Source organism: Actinomycetota bacterium (assembly GCA_030682655.1).
Lineage (GTDB): Bacteria > Actinomycetota > Coriobacteriia > Anaerosomatales > JAUXNU01 > JAUXNU01.
The window spans coordinates 40,367-65,133 of record JAUXNU010000127.1; the positions used below are offsets into that span (position 1 = coordinate 40,367).

The 24,767-nt window shown below is 63.6% G+C and carries 22 protein-coding genes; 18 read left to right on the forward strand and 4 right to left on the reverse strand.

Features of this window, described 5'->3' with window-relative positions:
- Nucleotides 1-37: 37 nt before the first annotated feature.
- Nucleotides 38-1,159 carry a putative cytokinetic ring protein SteA gene (gene steA, locus Q8K99_07810; protein ID MDP2182460.1) on the forward strand — a complete coding sequence of 374 codons (1,122 nt, stop codon included), beginning with the start codon at nt 38-40 and terminating at the stop codon, nt 1,157-1,159.
- 27 nt (nt 1,160-1,186) lie between these two features.
- The gene (locus Q8K99_07815; protein ID MDP2182461.1) at nt 1,187-2,059 is read left to right on the forward strand and encodes a copper transporter; all 873 of its coding nucleotides are present in this window, start codon (nt 1,187-1,189) and stop codon (nt 2,057-2,059) included.
- On the opposite strand, the gene Q8K99_07820 is transcribed toward Q8K99_07815, so the two are convergent.
- Nucleotides 2,056-2,748, reverse strand: coding sequence for a glycosyltransferase family 2 protein (locus Q8K99_07820; GenBank protein MDP2182462.1), 693 nt, complete (start codon nt 2,746-2,748; stop codon nt 2,056-2,058). The two genes, Q8K99_07815 and Q8K99_07820, sit on opposite strands and share 4 nt — an antisense overlap.
- Nucleotides 2,745-4,331, reverse strand: a complete 1,587-nt coding sequence (murJ, locus tag Q8K99_07825) for a murein biosynthesis integral membrane protein MurJ (GenBank protein MDP2182463.1) — start codon at nt 4,329-4,331, stop codon at nt 2,745-2,747. Before murJ ends, Q8K99_07820 begins: the two co-directional genes overlap by 4 nt.
- Nucleotides 4,332-4,611: 280 nt before the next feature.
- On the opposite strand from murJ, the gene Q8K99_07830 reads away from it, so the two are divergent.
- From Q8K99_07830 to Q8K99_07885, 12 genes are all read left to right on the forward strand, one after another.
- Complete coding sequence (locus Q8K99_07830; GenBank protein MDP2182464.1) at nt 4,612-6,927, forward strand: hypothetical protein; 2,316 nt, start codon at nt 4,612-4,614, stop codon at nt 6,925-6,927.
- Complete coding sequence (locus Q8K99_07835) at nt 6,924-7,889, forward strand: hypothetical protein (GenBank protein MDP2182465.1); 966 nt, start codon at nt 6,924-6,926, stop codon at nt 7,887-7,889. The genes Q8K99_07830 and Q8K99_07835 overlap by 4 nt, the downstream gene beginning before the upstream one ends.
- A gap of 56 nt (nt 7,890-7,945) precedes the next feature.
- Entirely contained in the window at nt 7,946-9,559 is a 1,614-nt protein-coding gene (locus Q8K99_07840) for a CTP synthase (protein ID MDP2182466.1), read from the forward strand.
- A 7-nt stretch (nt 9,560-9,566) separates the two neighbouring features.
- On the forward strand, nt 9,567-10,685 hold the full coding sequence (locus Q8K99_07845; protein ID MDP2182467.1) for a M20/M25/M40 family metallo-hydrolase: 1,119 nt from the start codon (nt 9,567-9,569) through the stop codon (nt 10,683-10,685).
- On the forward strand, nt 10,682-11,794 hold the full coding sequence (locus tag Q8K99_07850) for a DUF3866 family protein (GenBank protein MDP2182468.1): 1,113 nt from the start codon (nt 10,682-10,684) through the stop codon (nt 11,792-11,794). Before Q8K99_07845 ends, Q8K99_07850 begins: the two co-directional genes overlap by 4 nt.
- A 122-nt stretch (nt 11,795-11,916) precedes the next feature.
- Nucleotides 11,917-13,032 (forward strand): alanine dehydrogenase, encoded by a 1,116-nt coding sequence (ald, locus tag Q8K99_07855; GenBank protein ID MDP2182469.1) that lies wholly within the window; start codon nt 11,917-11,919, stop codon nt 13,030-13,032.
- A gap of 9 nt (nt 13,033-13,041) precedes the next feature.
- Complete coding sequence (gene xerD, locus Q8K99_07860) at nt 13,042-13,947, forward strand: site-specific tyrosine recombinase XerD (protein ID MDP2182470.1); 906 nt, start codon at nt 13,042-13,044, stop codon at nt 13,945-13,947.
- 198 nt (nt 13,948-14,145) lie between these two features.
- Nucleotides 14,146-15,183 carry a BMP family ABC transporter substrate-binding protein gene (locus Q8K99_07865; protein ID MDP2182471.1) on the forward strand — a complete coding sequence of 346 codons (1,038 nt, stop codon included), beginning with the start codon at nt 14,146-14,148 and terminating at the stop codon, nt 15,181-15,183.
- A gap of 107 nt (nt 15,184-15,290) precedes the next feature.
- Nucleotides 15,291-16,856 carry an ABC transporter ATP-binding protein gene (locus tag Q8K99_07870; GenBank protein MDP2182472.1) on the forward strand — a complete coding sequence of 522 codons (1,566 nt, stop codon included), beginning with the start codon at nt 15,291-15,293 and terminating at the stop codon, nt 16,854-16,856.
- The gene (locus Q8K99_07875; GenBank protein ID MDP2182473.1) at nt 16,853-17,977 is read left to right on the forward strand and encodes an ABC transporter permease; all 1,125 of its coding nucleotides are present in this window, start codon (nt 16,853-16,855) and stop codon (nt 17,975-17,977) included. The genes Q8K99_07870 and Q8K99_07875 overlap by 4 nt, the downstream gene beginning before the upstream one ends.
- Nucleotides 17,970-18,923 (forward strand): ABC transporter permease, encoded by a 954-nt coding sequence (locus Q8K99_07880; protein MDP2182474.1) that lies wholly within the window; start codon nt 17,970-17,972, stop codon nt 18,921-18,923. Before Q8K99_07875 ends, Q8K99_07880 begins: the two co-directional genes overlap by 8 nt.
- Before the next feature lie 6 nt (nt 18,924-18,929).
- On the forward strand, nt 18,930-19,211 hold the full coding sequence (locus Q8K99_07885) for a hypothetical protein (GenBank protein ID MDP2182475.1): 282 nt from the start codon (nt 18,930-18,932) through the stop codon (nt 19,209-19,211).
- A 134-nt stretch (nt 19,212-19,345) separates the two neighbouring features.
- Here Q8K99_07885 and Q8K99_07890 read toward each other — a convergent pair whose 3' ends face one another.
- Nucleotides 19,346-20,350 (reverse strand): DUF4349 domain-containing protein, encoded by a 1,005-nt coding sequence (locus Q8K99_07890; protein MDP2182476.1) that lies wholly within the window; start codon nt 20,348-20,350, stop codon nt 19,346-19,348.
- A 98-nt stretch (nt 20,351-20,448) separates the two neighbouring features.
- Complete coding sequence (locus Q8K99_07895; protein ID MDP2182477.1) at nt 20,449-20,589, reverse strand: hypothetical protein; 141 nt, start codon at nt 20,587-20,589, stop codon at nt 20,449-20,451.
- A 414-nt stretch (nt 20,590-21,003) separates the two neighbouring features.
- Between Q8K99_07895 and mraZ the strand changes: the two genes are divergently transcribed.
- From mraZ to Q8K99_07915, 4 genes are read left to right on the forward strand one after another with little or no spacing between them, the layout of a single operon-like run.
- The gene (gene mraZ / locus Q8K99_07900; protein MDP2182478.1) at nt 21,004-21,438 is read left to right on the forward strand and encodes a division/cell wall cluster transcriptional repressor MraZ; all 435 of its coding nucleotides are present in this window, start codon (nt 21,004-21,006) and stop codon (nt 21,436-21,438) included.
- 3 nt (nt 21,439-21,441) lie between these two features.
- Nucleotides 21,442-22,383, forward strand: a complete 942-nt coding sequence (rsmH, locus tag Q8K99_07905) for a 16S rRNA (cytosine(1402)-N(4))-methyltransferase RsmH (protein MDP2182479.1) — start codon at nt 21,442-21,444, stop codon at nt 22,381-22,383.
- A 37-nt stretch (nt 22,384-22,420) separates the two neighbouring features.
- Nucleotides 22,421-22,972, forward strand: a complete 552-nt coding sequence (locus Q8K99_07910; GenBank protein MDP2182480.1) for a hypothetical protein — start codon at nt 22,421-22,423, stop codon at nt 22,970-22,972.
- Nucleotides 22,969-24,741: a penicillin-binding protein 2 gene (locus tag Q8K99_07915; protein MDP2182481.1), complete on the forward strand. Its 1,773-nt coding sequence runs from the start codon at nt 22,969-22,971 to the stop codon at nt 24,739-24,741. Before Q8K99_07910 ends, Q8K99_07915 begins: the two co-directional genes overlap by 4 nt.
- Nucleotides 24,742-24,767: the final 26 nt, after the last annotated feature.

The window sequence follows — 24,767 nt, forward strand, 5'->3', positions numbered from 1 at the left end:
GGACGGGCCGTACCTGTCTTGTACGTGGGGTGTGGAGATGCGACATCAGGGCACGGCCCGGCTGGACAAGCGGACGAAGGACCTCGTCAAGAGGCTTGGCAGGGACGACATCGCGATCATCGACCACGTCGATATGGATCGCGTGAGTGCTGAATCGCTGCTCGAGACCGGGACAGAAGTCGTCATCAACGCCGAGAGGTTCATTTCCGGCGTCTACCCGAACGTCGGCCCGCTCCTGCTCGCTCGTGGCGGAGTGCGCCTGATCGACGATGTCGGCCCAGAGATATTCCAACGCGTGCGCGAGGGCGATGCGATCGATGTTATCGGCAATGAGGTCCTTCTTGCGGGAAACGTTGTCGCGCGCGGAACACGCCTCACCGTGGAAACCATCGAAGCTGCCATGGAGCAGGCCAAGGACGGACTCGAGGAACAGCTGGACAAGTTCGCGCGCAACACCTTGGAGTACCTGGAGCGGGAGAAGTCGCTTCTCACCGACGGGACGAACGTGCCAGCCACCCGTACCGAGTTGCATGGCAGGCATGCACTTGTCGTAGTCCGAGGCTACGACTACAAGGCCGATCTCGACGCACTCAAGCCGTACATCCGCGAGATTCGACCCGCTCTTGTAGGTGTGGACGGCGGAGCTGATGCGATCATAGAAGCTGGCTTCAAGCCGGACATCATCATCGGGGACATGGACTCGGTCAGCGACGATGCGCTGCTCTCCGGTGCGGAGATCATCGTGCATGCCTATCCAGACGGGCGTTGCCCCGGCATGGAAAGGCTGGATGCGCTCGGTGTTCGCGGGGTAGCGTGGCCTCTGGCAGCAACAAGCGAGGATCTCGCGCTTCTTCTGGCATATGAGTCAGGAGCTGACCTTGTGGTCGCGGTTGGGACTCACGCGAACCTCGTGGAGTATCTTGACAAGGGGCGCAAAGGGATGGCTTCCACGTTTCTCGTCCGGCTCAAGGTCGGGCCTAAGCTCGTCGACGCGAAAGGCGTCAACAAGCTCTACCGGACATCGGTCGGACCAACGGATCTCATGTTGCTTGTGGGTGCGGCTCTTGTTGCGGTGAGCGTGATCGTGATGATCTCGCCCATGGTTCGCCAGATGCTATCGCTGCTCTTGCTGCGAGTTCGCACGATATTGGGTATCTAGCTACCTCAGACGACGAGGAGTCGCTGCATGTACAACCTTCGCTACCATATCGCGTCGCTCGTGGCGGTCTTCCTTGCAATGGCGATCGGCCTGCTCCTTGGCACTATCGTCGTCGAGAGAGGTACTTTCGACAGGCAGCGCGATTCGATCGTGGAGAGCCTTCAGGATGAGTTTCGCACGCTTGCCGATGAGAACGATGTGCTTCGCACGGACAACGAGCACCTCGACGCTTTCGTAGGTGACCTGGTCCCCGCTCTCACGGGCGATGTCCTTGCGGGCAAGAGGTTCCTGGTGATCGCGTCGACCGGTAGAACCGACGGGCTCGGGGCTGTGACCCAGGCCATCGGGCAGGCCGGCGGAGAGGTGATAGTGGCGACGGAGAGCGAAGCCGGGATGGCACTTGCTGATCCCGCGGTCTCTCAGGTAGCGACACCGGTGGTGGGGGATCTGACGGGTGACGATCTGGTTTCGGCAGTCTCGAAGACGCTTGCTGCCGAGTGGGCGACTCCGGGCGTCGATCGCCCTCTCACAGATGCGCTGAGCGAAGCAGGTGCGATTCGCTTCGATCCCGCACTGCGGGAAGACGTGTTTGTGGATGGTGTGATCGCGATGGCTGCGTGGGACGGTGTACCAGATGACCTCGCGCTGAGGATAGCCGAGGAGCTTTCCCGGGTGGGCCGGATCAGCATCGGTGCGGAGGCCGGGACGAATCCGACGGGCGTCGCTGCTGCGAGTGCAGCGCAAGGTCTGTCTGCCGTCGACAACGCCAGCAGCGCCGCCGGGCGGCTGTCTGTGGTGTGGCTGCTCGCCGGACGGGCAAAGGGCTACTTCGGAACCGGGGATGCCGCTGACGCGCCATGGCCGACGATGGAGACGAAGACGGGCTCGCCGAAGGACTAGGCGGGGGTGCGACGACGCTCGAACGCAAGCCGCGCCAACGCCCGTCCGACATGGACGAACTGCTGTCCCCTGTGGGCAAATCCCGTCAGATCGCGACCGGTTGCTGCGTGACTCATCGTGGTCGGTATCTCGATGACACGCATTCCCGCGCGCAGCGCGCGGACGGTCAGGGCGACTTCGACCCCGTATCCGAATGCGAAAGGCGTCACGTTCGCGAGACAACGGGCCGACAGCGCTCTTTGACCTGAGAGCGGGGCCTGTGCCACGAACCCGCCACCCATTCGAGCGATCCCCCAACGTGCGAGACCCTTGACGAGACCGACACCGGCTTTGCCCGCAGGGCGCGGGAATGCGGCAATCACCAAGTCCGCGCGTCCTTCGGAGACCGGGTCGAGAAGAAGCTGGCCCTGCTCCGCAGACTGGCCCAGGTCCCCGTCGAGAAGCAGGAGCACCTCGATCTCCTCGGCCAGATGGGCGATGCCGGTGTCGAGGGCCGCGCCTTTGCCCACGTTGTCGGGCAGGGCGAGCACTTCGGCCCCCGCAGCCCGTGCGACTTCGGCCGTCGAGTCGGTGGAGCCGTCGTCGACGACCAGGACACGGTCGACACCGCGGATGGAGCGTGCGGCGATCACGGTCGCGCCGATGAGATCGGCTTCGTTGAAGGCGGGGATGAGTGCGACGACGCTCATCGAGATCGCCCTGTCAGTCCCACGATGCCTCTCCGGATGAGCGCCACGCCCTCTGGGATCTCGGGTACGCGCAGGAGGGCTGCGATGCCGTAGGTGACGCCAAGACCGAGCGAGCCGGCGATGGCGAGCTGGACGAGGAATCCGGCGCGCGCGTCGGAAAGACCGCGAGTCGCATACAGCAGGCCGACGACGACCGCCGCCCCAGCCGTTGATGCGACAAGCATCCGGGCCAGAATGGAGACGACGCCGCGCATGTCGAACGCGCCGATGCGGCGGCGAAGGACAAACAGGAGGGCGACGAGGCTTATGGACGCGAACACCGCATCGGAGATAGGGATGCCCCGTAGTCCAAGCCCCTTCCAGCTCCCGATGCCGACTGTGAGGGTCGCGTACAGCGAAACCTGGACGACGGTCGCCGCGCCGTTGACGAGCATCGGCGTCTTGGTGTCCTGCATCGAGTAGAAGGTCCGGATGAGGAACATGAACATTGCGAAGAAGAACAGCGCCACGCCCCACCAGACGAGTACTTCGGCGACGACCGGTATGTCCTCGGCAGTGAAACGACCGGCGCGATACAGGGTGGTCAGTGGTGTGGCCAGCGTGACAAGCATGGCCGCCATCGGCAGCATGAGGACGCCGGTGATGCGGAGTCCCCTGCCGAAGGTCAGCTTGAAACTCGACCAGTCGTTGCGTCCGGCCTGGTCGGAGAGCTCGGTGAAGATCGCCGTTGCCAGAGCCACGGCGAAGATGCCGTATGGAAGCTGGTAGAACATCCACGCGTACATCAGTGTCGCCGGTCCTTCGGGGGAGACCTCGAAGGCGTAGGCGTTGCGGAAGGACACGGCGATCAGGTTCGTGACGACGTAGAGCACCGTGGGAACTGCCATCTTGCCGAGCCGGCGCATTCCCGGGTGCTTGAAATCGATGCGCAAGGTGTACGCAGGTTTGAGTCTGAGCAGGCTCGGGAGCTGCACGGCGAACATGGCGAGCACTCCGAGAGACGTGCCGACTGCCAATCCGATTCGGGCCAGCTCAGGATTCGTCTCGCGGAAGGGAACGTAGAAGCCCAGCAGAGTGACGATCACAACAAGGTTGTTGAACACGGGGCCGATAGTCGGCCAGAAGTAGCGCCTCTGCGAGTTGAGCACGGCGCTGATGATCGATCCTGCGCCGTAGAACACCACCTGGACCGCGAAGAATCGGAAGAAGTACGTGGCGAGCGCCGCGTCGTCCGGACTGATACGAAATGTCTGGGTCCTGACGAACGCTTCGGCATACACCGTGCCAAGGACGGCTACCACGCTCAGGATGAGCGTGGTCAGGTTGAAGAGCGAGCTCGCGAAACGCCAGGCGTCTTCGCGGCTCTTGTCTCCCCACCACTCCAGAAAGATCGGTATGAAGAGCGACGAGATGATGCCGCCTGCGACGAGCTCGTAGATCATGTTCGGGATGTTGTTCGCGACGCCGTACGATGCAGCGAGCGCGGTCACTCCGAGCGCGTATGCCGTCGCCCAGGTGCGCACAAACCCCGTGACCCGGGACAGCGTCGTAGATATGGACATTATCGCGGTGGAGCGCGCGATAGTGGGCTGGGATATGGTCCTGCCTCCGTTCGGTCAGTCCGCTTGGACCCCTCCGGACCGCGTCACACACAATTGTATCCGAGCATGTGGCGCAGCGGCTGGGCGCCTTGACGGCGTCGATGACTCGTAGCCGTGTCGTGACCATGTGCCATACCGGCTTCGCGCGGCATTCCGCTATACTTGCGGGTGGGCGCCTCTAGCCCGGTCCCGTGCAGTCGCACGCAGGGCCATGTCCCCAGATATGATCGTCGCACGTGTACACGTGCGACGAGGAGTGTGGATGAAGCGTTCGCTGACACTGGTTGTGATCGTCGCGTCGATCGTCGCGACACTACTGCCTGCTGCCGCCGCGAAAGACGTGCAGCCGGCGCGCCGGGTCGTGCTCGTCCTGGCCCCGTATCTTGAATGGTCGGACATCACCGCAGAAAGTGCGCCTGCTATCGCAGAACTCGGTGCTTCAGGGGCTCTCGGGAATCTGAACATGCGCAACCGTGGCAGACTCTCAAGCTTGTCGTCGCCGGTACAGGGCGCGCTCACCCTCTCGTCCGGTTCATGGGCGGCCGAGGACCCATTGGCAGCGGCGGCGTACGGCTCGGACGAGTACTACGAGGGCGGGACGGCCGGTGATGCGTTCCTGCGGGCCACAGGGGCCGATTCGGCCGGTGCACAGGTCGTCTACCTTGGGATGTCCCGTGCTTTGCGCTTCAACGAGCAGGCCGAGACGCTCGCGGTCAAACTCGGCGCTCTCGGCCAGGCAATCGTGGATGCGGGTGGAACCACCGCGGCCATTGGGAACTCCGATTCCGGGTACGAGGTACGTGGCCTGGCCAGGAGTCGCCCGGCCGCGCTCGTTGCAATGGACGCGCAGGGTCGTGTTGTCCTTGGCGACGTATCATCCGGACTGCTCCAAAGCGATTCCGAGGCGCCATTCGGCATATCGACCGATCTGGCTGCGTTCGAGAAGGAGTATCAGAGGGTCTCAGAGGAGTTATCGAAGGCCACAGGGCCAGTGCTGGTCGTTCTCGATCCGGGAGATCTTCAGCGAGCCAAGGAGTTCGCGCCTGAGGCTTCCCCGGCGGTTGCTCGGGCGCACCACAGGCAGGCGGTCCGGACGCTGGATGTCATCGTCGACATCGTGATGAACGGGCTACCGGACGACAGCGTCATCATGGTCGTTCCGCAGGCGCTGGTTGAGACTCCCGGTGAGGTCATGGGTCTTGCACCCGTCATCGTCGCCGGTCCAGGTTGGTCTGGATATGCCAGTTCCTCGTCGACGCAGCGAACGGGCCTCGTCACGAACCTCGACGTTGCCGCCACGGTGACGGGCTCGCTGGGTATCGAGAAGCCGGTCGAGGTGCTAGGGAACCCCATGGTACCCGTGCGCAACTCGGGCTCACTCGCGGACAGGGTCGCCGAGTTGTCGTCTATGAACGACGCGGCGGTCGCAGTCGACAGCGCGAAGCCCGCGATCATCAATGCGTTCATCGCGTGCACTACGCTGATTCTCATGCTCGCGACGGTCGTTCTCCTGCGGGCGCGAAGATGGAGCGTTCGCACGGTCGATCGGGTGTCGCGCTCAGGTATCACGCTGCTGTTGATAGCCCTGACGGTTCCGGTGGCATCGACGGCGATGTTCGCGCTTGGGACTCGTCCGCAGAGTGCTGCGGCTGCGAGCGTTCAGTTCGCGGTGGTGGGTGCGATTCTGGCCGTCGCGGCGCTCGTGCTGCGACGGTTCGTCGCTCTGCGCGTTCCCGTCGCTATTCTCAGCTTGCTCGCTACCGGCGTGATACTTGTCGATCAGTGGTTCGACGCGCCGTGGTCCTTCACGAGCTTCCTTGGGTACTCTCCTCTGATGGGGGCGCGCTACTACGGACTTGGGAACGAGAGCGCGGCGGTGTTGGTCGGCTCGGTGCTCGTCGGAACAAGCCTGCTCATGGATCAGTTCCCTGAGTCTGCCTGGACCCGACACATGCGCTTGTGGCTCCTGCCGGGTATCGGTGCGGTCATCGTCGGTACCGCCGCAGCCCCGTTTCTTGGGGCAAATGTGGGAGTCGTCGTGTGGGGCGTGGTCGCCTTCGGATTCGCGTGGTCGCTCATGAACCGTGTGCGTTTCGGCTGGAGGCTAGCGCTGGGGGTGGCGGCCATCGTCGTCGCGCTTCTGGTGGCGTTCTCACTTGTGGATCTGTCTGCGGGCACGGGAAGTCAGACGCATCTGGCCCGTGCGTGGGAGAGTGCGCGTGCGGGCGGCGTGGGCGAGCTCTGGCTTATCGTGGCGCGAAAGGCCGAGACGAACATGCGCGTTCTGACTCGAACGAACTGGGCGTACCTTCTTGTCGCGGTTCTCGGATTCCTTGGCTTCATGCGCTGGAGGCCTCAGGGTGATTTCGCGGACACGCTTGCGGAGAATCCCTACTTCTCCGCCGCGATGGCTGCCTGCCTCGTGGGTGGAGTGGCTGCATACCTGACCGAGGACTCGGGGATCGTGATCCCGGCGCTGATGTTTCTCTACGTAGGAGTGGGCATTCTGTGCCTGATGCTCGACCGGCTGCCCGGTGTCATGCAAAGCGAGCATTCCGGGGAAGGGGACAGCTCGTGACAGATTGGACGGCGGAGTCGGTACGCCTCGTCGCCGCGCTTCTGGCCGGATGGGGTCTGCCGGCCCTTGGGATGCACATGTTTGTGCCGACGCTCGAGACATCCGGACCGCATGTGCGGAACTACCGGGACGCGGATGTGTTCGTCGGACTCGGTACGGTCTGGGTGTTCTGGGTGATCGCGATGGTCGGGCTGAATACCGTAGCTGTCTCAGGGGTCTTCTTCGGCAGAGAGCTCGCCGCTCCGGTCGTATTCCAGGCCATCCCCGTAGTCGTAGCGGCGTTCGTTTTCGGACTGATCGATGACGCCATGGGCGGTTCCGCAGAGAAGGGGTTTGGCGGTCACGTGAGGGCGCTCCTCAGAGGCAGGCTGACGACCGGCGGGCTGAAGCTCCTTGGCATCGGGGCGGCCTCGCTCGGCGTCGCGCTTGTCCTTGAGCTGTCGCGCGCGGGTGAACCCGGGGCGACTCCCGTGTGGCGGACCGCCGTCGCGGTAGTAGCCGCGACCGGAATCATCGCGCTGAGTGCGAACCTCGTGAACCTCCTGGATGTGCGTCCGGCGCGGGCCATCAAGGCGCATACCGCACTGAGTCTCATCGTGGTATGCGTGGCAGTGGCACGCGCGATCCAGCTGGACTTCTCCGCGGGCGCTTCTCTCTTCGAGGGTGTTGGTCTGTTCGTCATGATGATCGGGCCGATGGTGGCCGTGTGGCGCTGGGACGCCAGCGGCCGCGGGATGCTCGGGGATGCTGGAGCCAACGCTGCGGGCGCGCTGGCAGGCTTCATGCTGGCCGCGGTTCTGCCTCTGCCGGGCCAGGTGATCGCGGCGGCGGCACTCCTTGGCATGAACCTACTCTCGGAGCGGGTCTCGTTCTCGGCCGTGATCGAGCACAACCGCGCGCTGGCATGGGTGGACGGGCTCGGCAGGATGCCCGAGGTGACCGAAAATCGCCCGGCTTCGTGACAGGTGTGCGGGTATGATGGACGTGTGACAACGAGGCAGGAGGCTGAAGGGCTCATATGGCAAAGTACATATTCGTGACCGGTGGAGTCGTATCTTCGCTCGGCAAGGGCATTACCGCCGCCTCCCTCGGGAGGCTGCTCAAGGCCCGCGGGTTGAAGGTGACCATCCAGAAGCTCGACCCGTATCTGAACGTCGACCCCGGCACGATGAGCCCCTTCCAGCATGGCGAGGTCTTCGTCACCGACGACGGGGGAGAGACCGACCTCGATCTGGGTCACTACGAGCGCTTCATCGACGAATCACTCTCGCGCGACTGCAACGTCACTGCGGGTTCGGTCTATTCGACCATCGTGACCAAGGAACGCCGGGGCGATTTTCTTGGCGGCACGGTTCAGGTTATTCCGCACGTGACCAACGAGATCAAGGACCGCATCCTGCGCCTTGCCGAGCAGACGCAGCCCGACGTGATCATCACGGAAGTGGGCGGCACGGTCGGCGACATCGAGTCCCTGCCGTTCCTCGAGGCGATCAGGCAGCTGCGCAAGGACCAAGGCCGGGAGAACGTCTGCTACATCCACGTGACGCTCGTGCCGTTCATCGCGGCAAGCGCGGAACTCAAGACCAAGCCCACGCAGCATTCGGTCAAGGAGCTTCGCAGCATCGGTATCCAGCCGGACTTCATCGTGTGTCGCTCTGACCGCCCGATCGACGCGGGGATACGGCGCAAGATAGCGCTGTTCTGCGATGTCGACCCGAAGGCGGTCGTGAGCGCCCAGGACGCGAGCAGCATCTATGAGGTGCCGCTCCGGCTGCGCGAACAGCAGCTCGACGAGATGGTCATCGATCGGCTGCATCTCGACTGCGGGCAGCCGAACATGGACGAGTGGAACGCTTTCGTCGCTCACTCGGCGTCGCTGTCCAGTGAGGTCGACATCGCGCTGGTCGGCAAGTACGTGCAGCTCCCCGACGCATACCTCTCCGTCACCGAGGCCCTCGACCATGCGGGTATCTTCCACGACCACAAGGTGAACGTGCACTGGGTGGACGCCGAGTCGTTGACGCCAGAGGAGGTCGACCAGGTCCTTTCGGAGATGGATGGCATTCTTGTGCCCGGGGGCTTCGGCATTCGGGGCATCGAAGGCAAAGTGCGTGCGGCGCGCTACGCTCGCGAAGGCAAGGTCCCGTACTTCGGTATCTGCCTTGGCCTGCAGGTCGCCGTCGTTGAGTTCGCGCGGTACGTCGCGGGACTTGAGGGTGCGAACTCGGCCGAGTTCGATCCGGTCACGGAACACCCGGTCATCGACCTCATGCTCGAGCAGCACGAGGTCGACGACATGGGCGGCACCATGCGCCTGGGCGCCTATCCCTGCAAGGTCACAGCGGGAACCAGGGGCCACGAGGCCTACAAGGAAGAGGTCATCTACGAGCGGCATCGACACCGCTACGAGGTCAACAACGCGTATCGTCAGAAGCTCGTGGATGCCGGACTCGTTGTAAGCGGACTGAGTCCTGATGGCAAGCTGGTCGAGATGATCGAGCTGCCGGACCATCCGTGGTTCCTTGGCAATCAGGGACACCCCGAGTTCAAGAGCCGTCCGACGCGTCCGGCACCGCTATTCCGGGACTTCGTCGGGGCGGCGGTCGATTACCGGCGCGCACGCGAGAGCTGACGGGCGCATGACTGACGGGCGGCTACTGCGGACATTTCTCGACCTGGTGCGTATTGACAGCCCATCGCGCTCGGAGTCGGTTGTGGCAGCGTATTGCGGAAGCGCTTTTGAAGCGCGCGGGTTCGAAGTGCGTTTCGATGACACCATGTCGAGTACGGGTGCCGACATCGGGAACCTGATAGCGACGCGTCACGGCGATTCGGAGCGAACGCTCGTCCTTAGCGCGCACATGGACTGCGTGGAGCCATGCCGGGGTGTCGAACCTGTGGTGGTGGACGGGGTTGTCTCCTCGGCAGGGCAGACCGTGCTTGGCGCCGATGACAAGGCGGGCATCGCGGCGATTCTGGAGGCCGTGGACCGGCTGGACGAATCGGGCGCACACACACCGGCGCTCAAGATCATCCTGACAGTCTGTGAAGAGCTTGGACTGCACGGCGCCAAGGCGCTCGACCCGGCGGACGCTGCCGGGGATCTCTGCCTGGTGCTCGATGCGGACGGCGAGCCCGGCGGCATCGTCATTGGCGCTCCGACGCACTACACGTTCGTGGCGACATTCCAAGGAACCGCCTCCCACGCGGGCGTTGCGCCTGAGCGAGGCCGGTCGGCGCTCGTCATGGCATCGCGCGCGATCGCTGCGATGCAGCTCGGCCGGCTGGACGAGAACACCACCGCCAACATAGGGACCGTCGAAGGCGGAATCGCGACGAATGTGGTAGCCGCATTCGCGAGGGTTACCGGTGAGTGCCGCTCACTCCTCGCCGAAAGGGCGGACGAAGTGCGGCTGCTCATGGACCAGGCGATGAGGGAGGCGGCTCGCACCGGGGACGGACAGGTGGATATCGCGTGGACCAAGGAGTACGAGGGGTTCCTGCGGGACTCCGACGACACGCTTGTCGTGATCGTCTCCGATGCGTGTCGGGAGGTAGGGCTACAGCCCCGGACATTCACGACCGGTGGTGGCAGCGACGGCAACGTCTTCTCCAGCGACGGGACTCCCACGCTCGTGCTGTCCTGTGGCATGCGCAACGTCCACAGCACTGACGAGACCGTTCACCTTGCGGACATGGATTCGATTGCGGCGCTCATCGTCGCGGTGGCAAGCAGGGTGGCCGATCCGTCGTCATGAGACTCGTGTGGGCCATCGTCACCTCCGTGGAGGCGACAGCTGACGGTGCGCAGACGCTCGAGGTCGCGCTCGATGACCGGGGCAGTGGACGTGCGATCGCCTACACGCGGCTGACCGGGGAGTGCCGTCTCGCCGACCGCGTCTTGCTCAATACGACCGCCGTCGACATGTCCCTCGGCACAGGTGGGCTGCACTTCGTGGTGGCCCGCATGGGGGACGCCGAGGGTGTGGCGCTCGACGACCCGTCCGGCGGACACATCATGAAGATGCGCTATACGCCGTCGCAGATCGACGTGCTTGCCGTCGAGGAGCACGAGAGCCCACACCACTCGATCATGAAGGCTGCCGAGGACATAGCAGGGCTTCCGGTGGCCTGCTGCGGGCTGCACAGCCAGGTGCCCCTGGTGGCCGCAGCGGTCAAGGCTTTCGACGCGAACTTGCGCATAGCATATGTCATGACCGACTTCGCGGCGCTGCCGCTGGTGCTTTCGGATGTCGTGAGGGCCGCTGTCAGGGCGGGATTGATCGATACCACGATCACGTGCGGACAGGCGTTCGGCGGTGACCTCGAGGCCGTGAACCTGCACTCGGCTCTGCTGGCTGCGCGCCATGTGGCACGGGCGGATGTGGCGATCGCCGCAATCGGTCCCGGTGTCGTCGGCACCTCGACACCATTCGGCCACGGCGGCATCGCGCAGGGTGAGGCGATAAACGCTGCGGGTGTTCTCGGAGGAGTCCCCGTGGCATGCCTGAGGGTCTCCTTCGCCGATGCCCGCGCCCGCCATCGCGGCGTGAGCCATCACACGCTTACCGCGCTCTCGACGGTCGCGCTTGCGCCGGCTCTGGTCGCGGTTCCCTCGCTTCCCGAAGAGTACGCCGAGGAGGTAGACCTGGCCCTCGAAGAGGCCCACGTGTGGAGCCGGCACAGGCGCGCCATCTCCTCGGCCGGGAGCACCGCTCCGCCCTCTCTAGGCGGCGTCGAAGTGAGAACGATGGGTCGCGATCTTAACCAAGATCCCGCGTTCTTCGCAGCCGCTTTCGCCGCTGGGGACGTCTGTGCCAGAGTCGCCCGGGTAGCGCAGGGCAAGCTGCCGCCGACGGGTGAATAGAGTGATGGGGCCTGCTGCATAAAGCACGGTGTCTGCGTTACACTGGCCTGAGTTTCTTGCCCGCTGGTGTTCGATCCCAGCCTGGTGTGGTCAGCGGGTCCATCACAGACAAGGAGATTGCCGTGATCGTAGGCGTGCCCAAGGAGATCAAGGACAACGAGTTTCGCGTGGGCATGACCCCTGCGGGCGCGCGCGAATTCGTGAGCCATGGACACACGGTGCTTGTAGAGAAGTCTGCCGGAGTCGGCTCCTCGTTCGAAGATGGCGAGTACGTGGGCGCTGGTGCCGAGATCGCCGAGACCGCCGAGGAGGTCTTTGCACGCGCCGACATGATCGTGAAGGTCAAGGAGCCTCAGGCGGCCGAGATCGAGCGTCTTCGAGAGGGGCAGATCCTCTTCACGTACCTGCACCTTGCGCCCGACCTCTCGCAGACCGAGGGGCTCGTCAAGTCCGGCGCCGTGTGTATCGCCTACGAGACCGTCGAGCTTCCCAATCGCTCCCTGCCCCTGCTCGCGCCGATGTCCGAGGTTGCGGGTCGAATGGCGACTCAGGTGGGCGCCGAGTACCTGCTCAAGCCGATGGGCGGTAGGGGCATGCTCATGGGGGGCGTTCCCGGGGTTCTCCCAGCCAACGTCGTCATTCTGGGCGCGGGTGTAGTGGGCATGAATGCCGCCTACGTTGCCGTTGGCATGGGTGCCCACGTCACCGTTCTCGACGTGAACCTGGATCGGCTTCGCTACATCGATGACCTCTGGGGAAACCGGATCCGCACAGTGTATTCGTTGCGCCACAACATCGAGCAAGCAGTCTATCAGGCCGATCTCGTGATCGGCGCCGTGCTTCTGGCCGGCGCGCGTGCTCCTTGGCTCGTCACAAGAGACATGCTTCCCGACATGAAGCGCGGTTCGGTGGTCGTCGACGTCTCCGTTGACCAGGGCGGATGCATCGAGTCGACGAAGCCCACCACCCACTCCGATCCGATCTACTTCGTCGACGGTGTCCTGCACTACGGTGTCGCCAACATGCCGGGCGCGGTGCCCAACACGTCCACGCTTGCCCTCACCAATGCCACCCTGCGGTATGGTCTGGCGATTGCGAACAAGGGATGGAAGCAGGCCGTTGCCGAGGACGCGGCGCTGGCCAAGGGCGTGAACGTACTCGCGGGCAAGATCGTCTACGAGCCGGTCGCCGAGGCACACGGCATGGACTACACGCCACTGGAGCAGCTTCTGGGCTAAGGAGCGCACATGCGCTCTCACGTTGCGGAATTCATGGCCTATCTGGCCGTTGAGAGGGGGGCGTCCCCTCACACGGTCGATGCATACCGCCGCGACCTGGCAGGCTACATGGACGCGCTCGATGCCCGCGGCGTTGCTGACGTCGATGCGGTGACGCGGGACGACATCATAGCCTACCTCGTGCGACTGCACGAAGCCGGCCTTGCTCCCAGCACCGTCGAGCGTCGGGTTGCGGCGGTCAAGAGCTTCCACAAGTTCCTTGTGCGCGAGGGCGTTACCGAGAACCAACCGGCTGCGCGGGTGAGGTTGCCGAAGGTTCCCGAGAGGCTGCCGGACTCCATCTCGATCGAGCAGGCCAAGCACCTGCTTTCGCAGACCTTCGGCGACGGGCCGCCCGGCATACGGGACCGCGCGATTCTGGAGATGCTATACGGATGCGGAATGCGTGTCAGCGAGTTGACCTCACTCGAACTCGACGACCTGGCGCTTGACGACGGCTTTGTTCGCGTGTTCGGAAAAGGCGAGAAGGAGCGCGTCGTCCCGATCGGGAAGCCAGCTACGGCTGCCTTGTCGGAGTACCTTGCCCACGGGCGGCCGTACCTTCGGACGAAGGGCTCCACCCGGCCAGCGGAGCCGTCAGCCGTCTTTCTCAGTGTGCGTGGCCGACGCCTGACGCGTCAGGCGGTCTACGCGATGGTACGGAAGTATGGTGAACTCGTCGGGCTTCGTCTCCACCCTCACACGTTGCGGCACTCGTTCGCTACTCACATGCTCGAAGGGGGTGCGGACCTGCGCGCATTGCAGGAGATGCTCGGGCATGCGGACATATCCACAACGCAGGTGTATACGCATGTGGACCGCCAGCACATCCGCGAGGAGTACCTCACAACTCACCCGCGGGCACGTTTGCGATAGTCGTCGTGCGAGGTACCTGAGCGACCGTCGGCGGAAAGCGGAAAGCGCCGTCGGAACGTCTCGCATGAGGCTGGAGGGGGAAGAATCGATGGTGGTGGGCAAACCAAACGGCTAGTATGGATAGTAGTTGGGGAATTCTGTATTCGAACCGGAGGAGGGATCTGCGTGGACGTAAGGTTTAGGAGAGTCCTAGCACTGATGCTCGTATTCGCGATGGTTCTGGTGTTTGCTGCGGGATGCGGTACGAAAGATGAAGCCAAGCCGGACACCAGCACGGAGACCCCCAAGACCGACGTCAAGGCTGCCATGGTCACCGACGTAGGCGGCCTCGGCGACAAGTCCTTCAACGATCTGTCGTACGAAGGTCTCAAGAAGGCTGAGAGCGAACTCGGTGTCAAGATCGAGGTCCTTGAGTCGAAGGAGATCACGGACTACGAGTCGAACATCGATCAGCTCGCTACGGCGGGCTACAGCCCGATCTTCGCGGTCGGCTTTCTCATGACTGACACGGTCGTGAAGCTGGCCCCGACCTTCCCGGACACCTACTTCGGCGGTGTTGACGAGGAGTTCTACGATGGTGTCCCGGCCAACGTGGTGTCCCTGCTGTTCAAGGAGCAGGAGGGCAGCTACCTGGCCGGCGTGGTTGCAGGTCTGGCCACGAAGGACTCGTTTGACAGCAAGCTCAACGCCGACAATGTCATCGGCTTCATCGGTGGCATGGATGTCCCGTTGATCAAGAAGTTCGAAGCTGGTTTCATCGCCGGTGCCAAGTCCGTGAACCCGGACGTCAAGGTCATCTCGTTGTACACGGGCAACTTCACTGACCAGGCCAAGGGCAAGGAGCTCGGCTACTCGCTCATCGGGCAGAAGGCGGATGTCATCTTCGCCGCAGCTGGCGCCTGTGGTACGGGCGCGGTCGCTGCTTGCCAGGAGAAGGGCGCCCTGTTCATCGGTGTCGACGCCGACCAGTATGTGACGATTCCCGGTACTGGCGACGTCATGCTCACTTCGATGATGAAGCGCGTCGACACAGCTGTGTTCGAGGCCATCAAGGCCGTGGTCGACGGATCGTTCCCTGGCGGTCAGGCGCAGTACTTCGGACTTGCCGAGGGTGGCGTGGATCTTGCCCCGTACCACGATTTTGAGGCCAAGGTCCCGCAGACCATCAAGGATGCCGTCGAGAAGGCTCGCGAGGACATCGTCAGTGGTGCCGTCACGGTTCCTGAGACTCCGTAGTAGCACGTAGCGCCGCATCTCAGGCGACTTGTTGAGCTAGAATAGAGGGGCGGCGGGCCATGGTCCGGCCGCCCCTCTTTGCTGCACGACCATGCGAAGGGAAGACTATGCCTGTACTTGAGTTGCGCGGCATTACCAAGATCTTCCCGGGCGTCGTCGCTAACGACAAGGTGTCCCTGAGTCTGGATCGCGGGGAGATCGTCGCGCTCCTTGGCGAGAACGGTGCAGGCAAGTCTACGCTCATGAACGTCGTGTATGGCCTCATGGCGCCCGACGGGGGGCAGATACTCGTCGATGACAACCCCGTCCGGATCAAGTCGCCCCGCCAAGCCATCGACTTCGGTATCGGCATGGTGCACCAGCACTTCATGCTTGTCGAACCGCTGACGGTCACCGAGAACATCGTCTTGGGGAGGGAGCCCGGCCGCTTCGGGGTGATTGACTTTGCGACTGCCCGCGAGCGGGTGACGGAGATTTCCGCACGCTACGGGCTGACTGTAGACCCGGACATGCGCATCATGGACCTCTCGGTCGGTATGCAGCAGCGTGTTGAGATTCTCAAGGCGCTCTACCAGGGTGCCCGGGTGTTGATTCTCGACGAACCTACCGCAGTGCTGACACCACAGGAGGTTCGAGAGCTCTTTGGCGTCGTGCGCTCGCTTGTTGACGAGGGACTGTCGGTCGTCTTCATCACCCACAAGCTGGAAGAGGTGATGGCGGTTGCCGATCGCATCGTGGTCATGCGTGACGGAGGAGTTGTCGGGGAGACTCGCCCGGAGGAGACCGACGAGGTGGGACTGGCCCGGATGATGGTCGGGCGCGACGTCGTCTTGAGCGTCGAGAAGGGCGAAACAACCTGCGGGGCCGACGTGCTCGAGGTCGATGGGCTTACGGTCGACGACGACCGTGGACTGGAGGCGGTGCGCGGTGTGTCCTTCACCGTGTGCGCTGGGGAGATTGTGGCGATAGCCGGAGTCTCCGGCAACGGCCAAGCTCAGCTTGTGGAGTCGATCGTCGGGCTGCGCCGTCCGAAAGACGGGACCATCCGCCTCAAGGGCACCGATATCACGCATGCAAGCGCCCGCGCTTCGATCGAGGCAGGCGTGTCGCATATCCCGGAAGACCGCCACCGGCGCGGGCTCGTGCTCGAATTCGATCTCGCTGAGAACTTGATCCTCGGAGATCACCGCATGGCCCCGTATGCGACCAGAGGCATTATGCACCCGGGGGCAATCACTTCGATGGCGCTCACGCGAATCGAGGACTATGACGTGCGCACGCCGTCCGAGAAGGTCGAGGCCGGTAACCTCTCCGGAGGCAACCAACAGAAGGTCGTCATTGCGCGTGAGATGGGGCGCGACCCGGAGCTGCTTGTCGCGGCGCAGCCGACGCGCGGTCTCGACGTCGGCGCGATCGAATTCGTGCACAAACAGATTCTGAAGGAGCGCCAGGCGGGCAAGGCGGTGCTCCTGGTGAGTTTGGAACTCGAGGAGGTGCTTTCGCTCGCCGACCGGATCCTCGTGATGTTCGAGGGTCAAATCGTCCGGGAATTCGCGGTCGTGGAAGCAGACGCAGAGACGCTCGGCTACTTCATGACCGGAGGCGGAGGCTCGAAGCTCAACGGCGACAAGCCAGTGTCGGATGAGGCCGCGATGGAGTTGGGGAACTCATGAGCGAACAGCGCGAGACGCTGCCCGCGCAGCGGGCCTGGATGACGGTCGCACTGAAGATCGGGACGCCGCTTGTCTCAGCGTTCCTCGCAATCGTCATCGGGTCGATAATCATGTGGGTTTCCGGCTACGATCCCGTGGCTGCCTACGCGGCGCTGTTCAAGGGCGCGTTCGGCGGCCCCAAGCAGATGGGAGACACGGTCCTGCGGGCAATACCACTCATCTTCACAGGTCTTGCCGTCGCATATGGCTTTCGGGCAGGGCTCTTCAATATCGGTGCCGAGGGTCAGCTGTTCATGGGTGGTCTTGCGGCCGCTTCGCTCGGGCTCGTCCTTGGGGGGCTACCGTGGATCGTGAGCGTCCCCCTGCTGATTCTTGCGGCGGCCCTGGCCGGCGCGGCCTGGGCGTTCATCCCGGCGATCCTGAAGGCGCGCATCGGGGCCCATGAGGTCATCACGACGATGATGTTCACCTATATCGGCCGCTACATCGTCTCATGGTTGGTGGTAGGGCCACTCAAAGCTCCAGGTCAGATACCGCAGACCACTGCTCTGCCCCTCGAGTCCCAACTGCCGCGCATACAGACGCTCTTCTCGGACGCGACCCTCGAGGCACTCCCGTTCCTCAAGCTCGGGCGAGCGCACCTTGGAATCGTCGTTGCCATCGCGATCGCGGTTCTCGTGTGGTTCATTCTGAAACACACGACGCTCGGCTACGAGAATCGTGCGGTTGGGTTCAACCCGTGGGCATCCGAGACGGGCGGCATCTCCGTTCAGTGGACGATGGTCAAGGCGCTGTGCATCTCTGGCGCACTCGCCGGTCTTGCCGGTGCCGTTGAGGTCATGGGGGTCCACCATCGTCTGTTCGATCAGTTCTCGTCCGGATTCGGTTTCACGGGCATTGCAGTCGCACTGCTCGCGAAGAACAACCCGATCGGCGTGATTCCGGCAGCGTTGCTGTTCGGTGCGTTGTCGGCCGGCGCCGGCACTATGCAGCTCGAGGCGCACGTGCCGCAGAAGATCATCCTCATCATCCAGGCTCTCGTGATCTTCTTCGTTGCGGCCGAGGAGATCGTGATGTGGTTCATCCGTCGTCGGCAGAAGGAGGTGGTCGGCCGTGCTTAGCGACATCATCACACCCGACTTGTTCGCCTCCGCGCTTCGCATGGCTACGCCACTAGCGCTGGCGGCGATAGGGGGGACCATCTGTGAGCGCTCCGGGGTGGTCAACATCGCTCTCGAGGGCATCATGCTCACGGGGGCGTTCTTCGGTACGGCCGCGGCGCTTGCGACGGGAAGTCTCTGGCTCGGCGTGCTTGTGGCGGTGCTTGCCGGCACTGCCGTGTCTGCTATCCACGCATTCGCTTCGATCAATCTCCGCGCCGACCAGGTCGTCTCCGGCACCGCGATCAACATTTTCGCGCTCGGCGTCACGGGGTTCCTCATGGAGCGCTTCTACGGGCATCCCGGGACCACGGATCCCGCAGGCCTGCTGCGCCCGGTGTTTGGCTTCGGCTCAGCAGGATCGGGCTTCGTGGGCACGGTGTGGGACTGGATCAACGGGGCGCTGCTTTCGCACACGCCCATCGTCTACATGGCCATCGTCATCGCGATCGTCGCCCAGTGGGCGATGTACAAGACTCGCTGGGGCCTGCATCTGCGCGCGCTCGGGGAGCACCCGCGTGCGGTGGACACCGTCGGCGTGAGCGTAGTGCGCGGCAGGTGGGTCGCGGTTCTCATGAGCGGTGGTCTGGCGGGGCTCGCCGGCGCGAACCTGACGCTCGAGCAGGTCGGCAGCTTCACCGAGAACATGACCAACGGCCGGGGGTTCATTGCGCTGGCAGCCAACATCTTCGGGCGTTGGACTCCGGTGGGCTCCTATCTCGCGTCGCTGCTGTTCGGGTTTGCGGATGCTCTGCAGATCAAGCTCCAGATCCTTCGCGACGTAGTCAATATCCCGCCGCAGTTCTTCCTGATGCTTCCCTACGTGCTGACCGTTGTCGTGCTCGCAGGCGTGGTGGGTCGCGCTGTGGCGCCCGCAGCAGTCGGCAAGCCGTACAGCAAGGAGTGACGCTGCGTGGTGCGTGAGTCGTTCAGCGGGGGCCGCGCGATGCTGTGGGCTGCGACATGGGGCGCCGGCGTGGCCATTGGCGTGGCACTCGGGGGCTGGCTGACCGTGGTCGGTGGCGTCGGAACCCCGGGCCCATCGTCACTCAGCTTGACCGAGGACGTCTTCGTCCTCCCGGGACTCGCCGGAGGCGTCGTGTTTCTGTTCCACCTGGCGGGGCAGATCCTCGTCGCGGCCATCCGATCGCGCCGATCTGCGCGTGGCAGCGACCAGGGCCACGAAGACCGCTAGAACGCCATAGGCGATCACGTCACTCGGCATGTCTGGCCGGAAGTCGAATCTTCGGCCAGCCGAGCGCACGAAGTAGGCGGCGGCCGGGAGAGCGACCGCCGCCCACAATGGCATCTTGATGTCAGGTCGCAGCACTACTCTTCCGCGTCCTGGGGTTCGTCTGCGTGCCGCTTGGCCCGACTGCGCAGAACCGCGCGAATGACGAAGAACAGTGCGAGCGCGATGAGCAGTATCGGAAGCACGGCGCCGAAGATGATGATGAGACCGTTGATTGTGCCGACGAACGCCCGAATCGCCTGCGTCACTGAGGCGACGAAGCCCCAATCCGTACCAGACGGCCGGACAACAGCCTGCGGCTCGACAAGTTCGATCGTCACCGTTGCCATTGCCGCCTGACGCTCGAGATAGGCGATTTGCGCTTGCATCGACTCGATGTCGCCGCGCACGCGGCCGAGCTCCTGCTCGATTGCGAGCATCTCGTCAACCTTCTTGGCCGAGGAGAAGAACTCGCGCAACCGGGTCTCCTGCGCCTGGAGGTTCTTGAGTCGCGCAGACAGGTCCACATGCTCCTGTGTGACATCCGACTCGTCGGCGGACTGGCGCAGCACTTCGCCGAGAGCGGAGACTTCCTTCGAGAAGGCATCGAGTTTGTCGGCCGGTATGCGCACTGTCATCCAGCCGGATAGCGCCGACCCATCAGCCAGGGAACCCTGAGCGTCGTAGCGGTACACCGGCTGGTCGTTGTCTGTGCTGACCTGGAGGTTGGTGACCGAACCCTTGTTCGATGAGACAGCTGCGCGGATCTTGTCGACCGACGCTTCGACATCGTCGACCTGGACGCGGAGCGCCACGTTGCGGATGACCAGACGGTCGGGAAGGGGTATCGTCGATGCGTCCTCGCCGGCCCCGGCTGTCGGTGCGGTGTCGTAGGATTCGACCGAGGACTTCATCTCGTCGGTGGCGCCCATCTCCGGGCTTGCCATCTCGACGCCGGTGCTCGATCCGGAGACGCCACTGCCCCGCTCGCCCGCCTCCTGGGCGCTTTGCACGAGCCCGCAACCTGCGAGAGCTCCTGCGAGCGCGAGCAGCAACGCGATTGAGACTGACATGCGGGTCATGCGCCGTGTCACGTGTCCCATCACAAGTCCTCCTGTCCAAGCCGGCGGGGAAAATGCCGGACGCCCTTAAGCACTAAGGCGAAAGGGCGTCCGAATCGTTAGCAGCGGATTGGCGAAGGCTACTCCTTGGCCTGGTCCTCCATCTTCTTGAGCTGCTTGGCGGCGTATGCGCCAAGCCAGGCGCCGAGCGCGACGCACACCAAGAAGGCAACCAATAGCGTGTTGAAGAGGGGGCTCGCAATGTTCGGAGTGAAATGCATTCTGGTCGTTCACCTCCGCATCAGCAGATAAGGTCTTCCGTGATTCTACTCGCATGCGTGAGCGTCGGGCAACATGCCACACGGGAGACGGCGCTCCATTCACCTTCTAGATTCCGCTGTCAACGTTCGAATCCCTGCCACCTGTCTCATAGACGTACAGACTCGGCGTCTGGTTCTTGCGAGAAGACCGCAGTGTTGGTTTGGCCGGTCTGACCGTCCACGACGTGATCGGGCGGATACGGCGTCCGTGTGTCGTCTTGGGGGAGGCAATGGGGCGAGGTGGCACATGGTGGGATACAATCCCATACAGGTGTTGCAAAGTGGGATGAAGTGGCATAAAGTAGCACTGCACGAGGAGGACGCCCACACGAATGGGCGCAAGGTGAACCCGAGCAGACGGGGGGAGGGCAGCAGATGTTCCTGGGCGACTATCAGCACACGCTGGACGCCAAAGGGCGCGTTTCGCTGCCCGCCAAGTTCCGGGCGGAGATGACGGGCAAGCTCGTCATCGCCAAGGGAATGGAAGGCTGTCTCTACGTCTACTCGGCCGAAGAGTACTCCGCCTTCGTGAAACGGCTCATGGGCAAGGACGACTTCGAACCGCGCTTCCGCAAAGTGAGGCGCTACTTCACGTCCGGCGCGGTTGAAGCCGAGCTTGATTCGGCAGGTCGCATCACGCTACCGCCGCTGCTCAGGGAGTTCGCCAAGCTCGAGAAAGACGTATCGATCACAGGGAACGGCAACCGCATCGAAGTGTGGAACGCGGATGCCTGGTCCACGTATAGCGGCGAGACTGCCGACGGCATCGAAGACTTCGCCAAGGAGCTCGCCGACGCGGGTCTCCTGTAGGCCTTGACAATGGAATACCGGCACACCCCAGTTTTGCTGGCCGAGGTCACGCAGCACTTATCGTTGCACCCCGGTTCGATAATCGTCGACTGTACCTTAGGCGGGGCAGGTCACGCGAAGCGGATTGCAGAATCGATCGCACCGACAGGCATTCTCGTCGGCATCGACCAAGATGATTCAGCGCTTGACGCAGCAGCAGTCACACTCCGCCTCGGCCAGCAGATCATCCTCTTGAAGGGGAACTTCGGCGATCTTGACGACCTGCTAGCGCAGGCCGGCATCCCATACGCCGACGGTTTCCTGTTCGACCTCGGCGTGTCCTCGCCACAGCTCGACCTCCGGCATCGGGGGTTCTCGTACCAGGAGGACGCGGCCCTGGACATGCGGATGGATGGGCGCGGGTCTATCACAGCAGCAGACATCGTCAATTCCTACTCAGAAGAGCAGCTGACCCGCATCATCCGCGAGTACGGAGAGGAACGGTGGGCCTCGCGCATCGCAGCCTTCATCCTAGCCGCGCGGGGCCGCCGACCAGTCGAGAGGACCGGCGAGCTCGTCGAGATCATCAAGAACGCAATCCCGGCGTCGGCACGTCGCAGCGGGCCTCACCCGGCCAGGCGTACGTTCCAGGCGCTCCGGATCGCGGTGAACTCCGAGCTCGAAGTCCTCGAACGCGGACTTCGAGCTGCGGTCAACTGGCTTGCACCTGGTGGCCGCATCGCGGTCATCAGCTATCACTCGCTTGAGGATCGCATCGTGAAGACGCTCTTCGGCGAACTTGCGGCGGGGTGTGTGTGTCCTCCCGAGTTGCCAGCGTGTGTGTGTAGCAGGGAGCCGGTACTCCGAATCGTCACGAAGAAACCCGTCGTGCCTACGGCGGACGAGATTGAGCGCAACCCGCGGGCAAGAAGTGCGAGGCTCCGGGTGGCAGAGCGAAAGACGTAGCAGGGTCGGAACGCGGAGTTGAAGGAGGTGGGTCGCGGTGGCAGTTGCAGCACGGAAGGCCTCGTACAATGCGCAGGTGAGTCGCCGCGCTCCTCTTCGGCTGGCCGGATCGGCCTGCGGGCGTCGCGCGAGCAGCCGCGGTGTTTCGAAGTGCAAGAGCGCATATACCGCATGCTTGACCATCATGGTCGCCCTGGCAGTCGCAGGGCTGGGTCGTGTGGCACTGTCGGTCGAGGCTACAGAAACGTCCTTCGAGAAGGGCGTGCTTGCCCGAGACATCAAGGCCGAGCGCCTCGAGGGCGATCTTCTTGAGGTGGACAAGAGCGCGCTCACCACGCCCTCGCGCATCGAGAGAATCGCGGGCAGCACGATGGAGATGGCTGCTGCGGGGGAGGTGTCCTATCTTGAGCTTCCCGCCGAACCCGTTCCTGTTGCCGAATCCGGTGCGGAGTGGGGCGAAGAGTCGGACCGGGGCAGTAGCCCTGCGGCGGAAGGCAAGCGAGGCCTGTTCCAGGCGGTGATGGATATGGCTGCAGGTGAGGCGCAGGTCCTTCTCGTAGGTGATGCAGGACTCGCATCGTCCCGATGACGAAACGGAAGTCCAAGACGCCGGGAGGACATGTGGCGCGAGGGGCCAAGCGAACGAATCGGGAGGGCCGGTACACGGTCCTCCTTGCGATTCTGGTGGTCTTTCTCGTTGCCGTAGCTGCGAGGCTCGTCTACCTGCAGGTCGTTGTCGCGTCTGCATACGCGCAGCAGGCTGTCGATCAGCGGATGCGAGACATCACGCTTGCCCCGCGCCGTGGCTCCATCTACGACCGCGAGGGCGAGCCATTGGCCGTAAGCATGGAAGCGCGCACGATCTACGCCGCGCCCCACTCGGTCGTCGATCCCAAAGGCACCGCGAAGTCCCTCGCGAAGGTCCTTGGCGGGAAAGCCAAGGAGTACGAGACGAAACTCACGAAAGACACCGGATTCGTCTACATCGCCCGCAAGGTAGATATGGATCGCGCGAAAGCGCTCGAAGACCTCGATCTGCAAGGGATCGGGTTCCTTGAGGACTCGCGTCGGACCTACCCGTCAGGGGAGCTCGCGTGTCAGGTACTCGGCTTCGTGGGCGTCGATGACGACGGTCTCGCCGGTCTTGAGAAGTATTACGACGAAGTGCTCAAGGGTGAACCGGGAGCGATTCTTGCGGAACGGGACCCATTCGGGCGTCCCATCCCCGGGGGCGTCATGCGCAATGAGGACCCGATCGCCGGCGGGAACGTGGTCCTTACCATCGACAAGGACATCCAATACCAGGCCCAGGTGGAGTTGGCCGCGGCTGTCGAGAAGTGGAAGGCCAAGAGCGGCTCCGTGATCGTGATGGATCCGCGCGACGGGTCCATCTACGCAATGGCGTCGGTGCCGGGATTCAACCCGAACTTCTTCGGCAAGGCCGATGATGCCGCCTATCGCAACCGCCCGATCGCCGACACATTCGAGCCCGGGTCGACCGTGAAGTCCCTCACCGCGGCCTCGGTCATAGACAAGGGTCTCTACGGGCCGGACAGCATGTTCCGTCTGCCTCCGAGTATCAAGGTCGGCGGTCGGCGAATCGGGGAGTCGCATCCTCGGCCGACTGTGAACTGGTCTCTCTCAGAGATCGTGACGAACTCCTCCAACGTCGGTGCGGTCAAGCTCGGTATGGCACTCGGACCGAAGGGCCTGTACTCGTACTTCGACCGTTTTGGTCTGACCGAGAAGACGGGAGTGGACTTCCCTGGCGAGGCGAAAGGCTGGCTGCCTCCACCCGAGGACTGGTCGTCGTCGACGATCGGCACCGTGCCTTTCGGACAGGGTGTGTCGATGACCCCGCTTCAACTTGCCAGGTCGTTCGCCGCCATAGCCAACGGCGGAGAGCTCGTCACCCCGCACTTCCTGCTCTCGCTGCCTGAGGACCCCGATACCGCCTTCAGCTGGCCGAAGAAGCGAGCGATCTCGGCGGAAGCCGCCCGCACGACGACCGAGGTACTCAAGCATGTCGTGTCCGAGGGCACGGGAACCGAGGCGGCTGTGTCAGGGTACGCGGTTGCGGGGAAGACGGGCACTGCGCAGAAGGCGCGGACTGACGCTCCCGGATATGCAGCGGGGAAGTACATGGCCTCGTTCTTCGGGTATCTTCCGGCGGATGATCCGCAGGTGCTGATCGTGGTGATCCTCGATGAGCCATCCAATGCGATCTACGGTGGCGTTGTCGCGGCGCCGACCTTCAGTGCTCTTGGGCAGTTCAGTGTCTCGCACCTGAAGATCCCGCCCTCGACGGCGACTCCGCGTTCCGTCGACGAGACGGCAACGGGTTCGGAGAAGCCCTGATGAGCGGCGCAGGACGCATGATAGAA

Coding starts and splice junctions, on each gene's coding strand:
- Q8K99_07850 (MDP2182468.1), top strand. CDS start 10,682: ATGAGACTCGTGTGGGCCATCGTCACCTCCGTGGAGGCGACAGCTGAC.
- Q8K99_07865 (MDP2182471.1), top strand. CDS start 14,146: ATGCTCGTATTCGCGATGGTTCTGGTGTTTGCTGCGGGATGCGGTACG.
- xerD (MDP2182470.1), top strand. CDS start 13,042: ATGCGCTCTCACGTTGCGGAATTCATGGCCTATCTGGCCGTTGAGAGG.
- Q8K99_07820 (MDP2182462.1), bottom strand. CDS start 2,748: ATGAGCGTCGTCGCACTCATCCCCGCCTTCAACGAAGCCGATCTCATC.
- Q8K99_07895 (MDP2182477.1), bottom strand. CDS start 20,589: ATGCATTTCACTCCGAACATTGCGAGCCCCCTCTTCAACACGCTATTG.
- Q8K99_07915 (MDP2182481.1), top strand. CDS start 22,969: ATGACGAAACGGAAGTCCAAGACGCCGGGAGGACATGTGGCGCGAGGG.
- steA (MDP2182460.1), top strand. CDS start 38: ATGCGACATCAGGGCACGGCCCGGCTGGACAAGCGGACGAAGGACCTC.
- Q8K99_07875 (MDP2182473.1), top strand. CDS start 16,853: ATGAGCGAACAGCGCGAGACGCTGCCCGCGCAGCGGGCCTGGATGACG.
- Q8K99_07840 (MDP2182466.1), top strand. CDS start 7,946: ATGGCAAAGTACATATTCGTGACCGGTGGAGTCGTATCTTCGCTCGGC.
- Q8K99_07830 (MDP2182464.1), top strand. CDS start 4,612: ATGAAGCGTTCGCTGACACTGGTTGTGATCGTCGCGTCGATCGTCGCG.
- Q8K99_07890 (MDP2182476.1), bottom strand. CDS start 20,350: ATGGGACACGTGACACGGCGCATGACCCGCATGTCAGTCTCAATCGCG.
- Q8K99_07815 (MDP2182461.1), top strand. CDS start 1,187: ATGTACAACCTTCGCTACCATATCGCGTCGCTCGTGGCGGTCTTCCTT.
- mraZ (MDP2182478.1), top strand. CDS start 21,004: ATGTTCCTGGGCGACTATCAGCACACGCTGGACGCCAAAGGGCGCGTT.
- Q8K99_07870 (MDP2182472.1), top strand. CDS start 15,291: ATGCCTGTACTTGAGTTGCGCGGCATTACCAAGATCTTCCCGGGCGTC.
- Q8K99_07845 (MDP2182467.1), top strand. CDS start 9,567: ATGACTGACGGGCGGCTACTGCGGACATTTCTCGACCTGGTGCGTATT.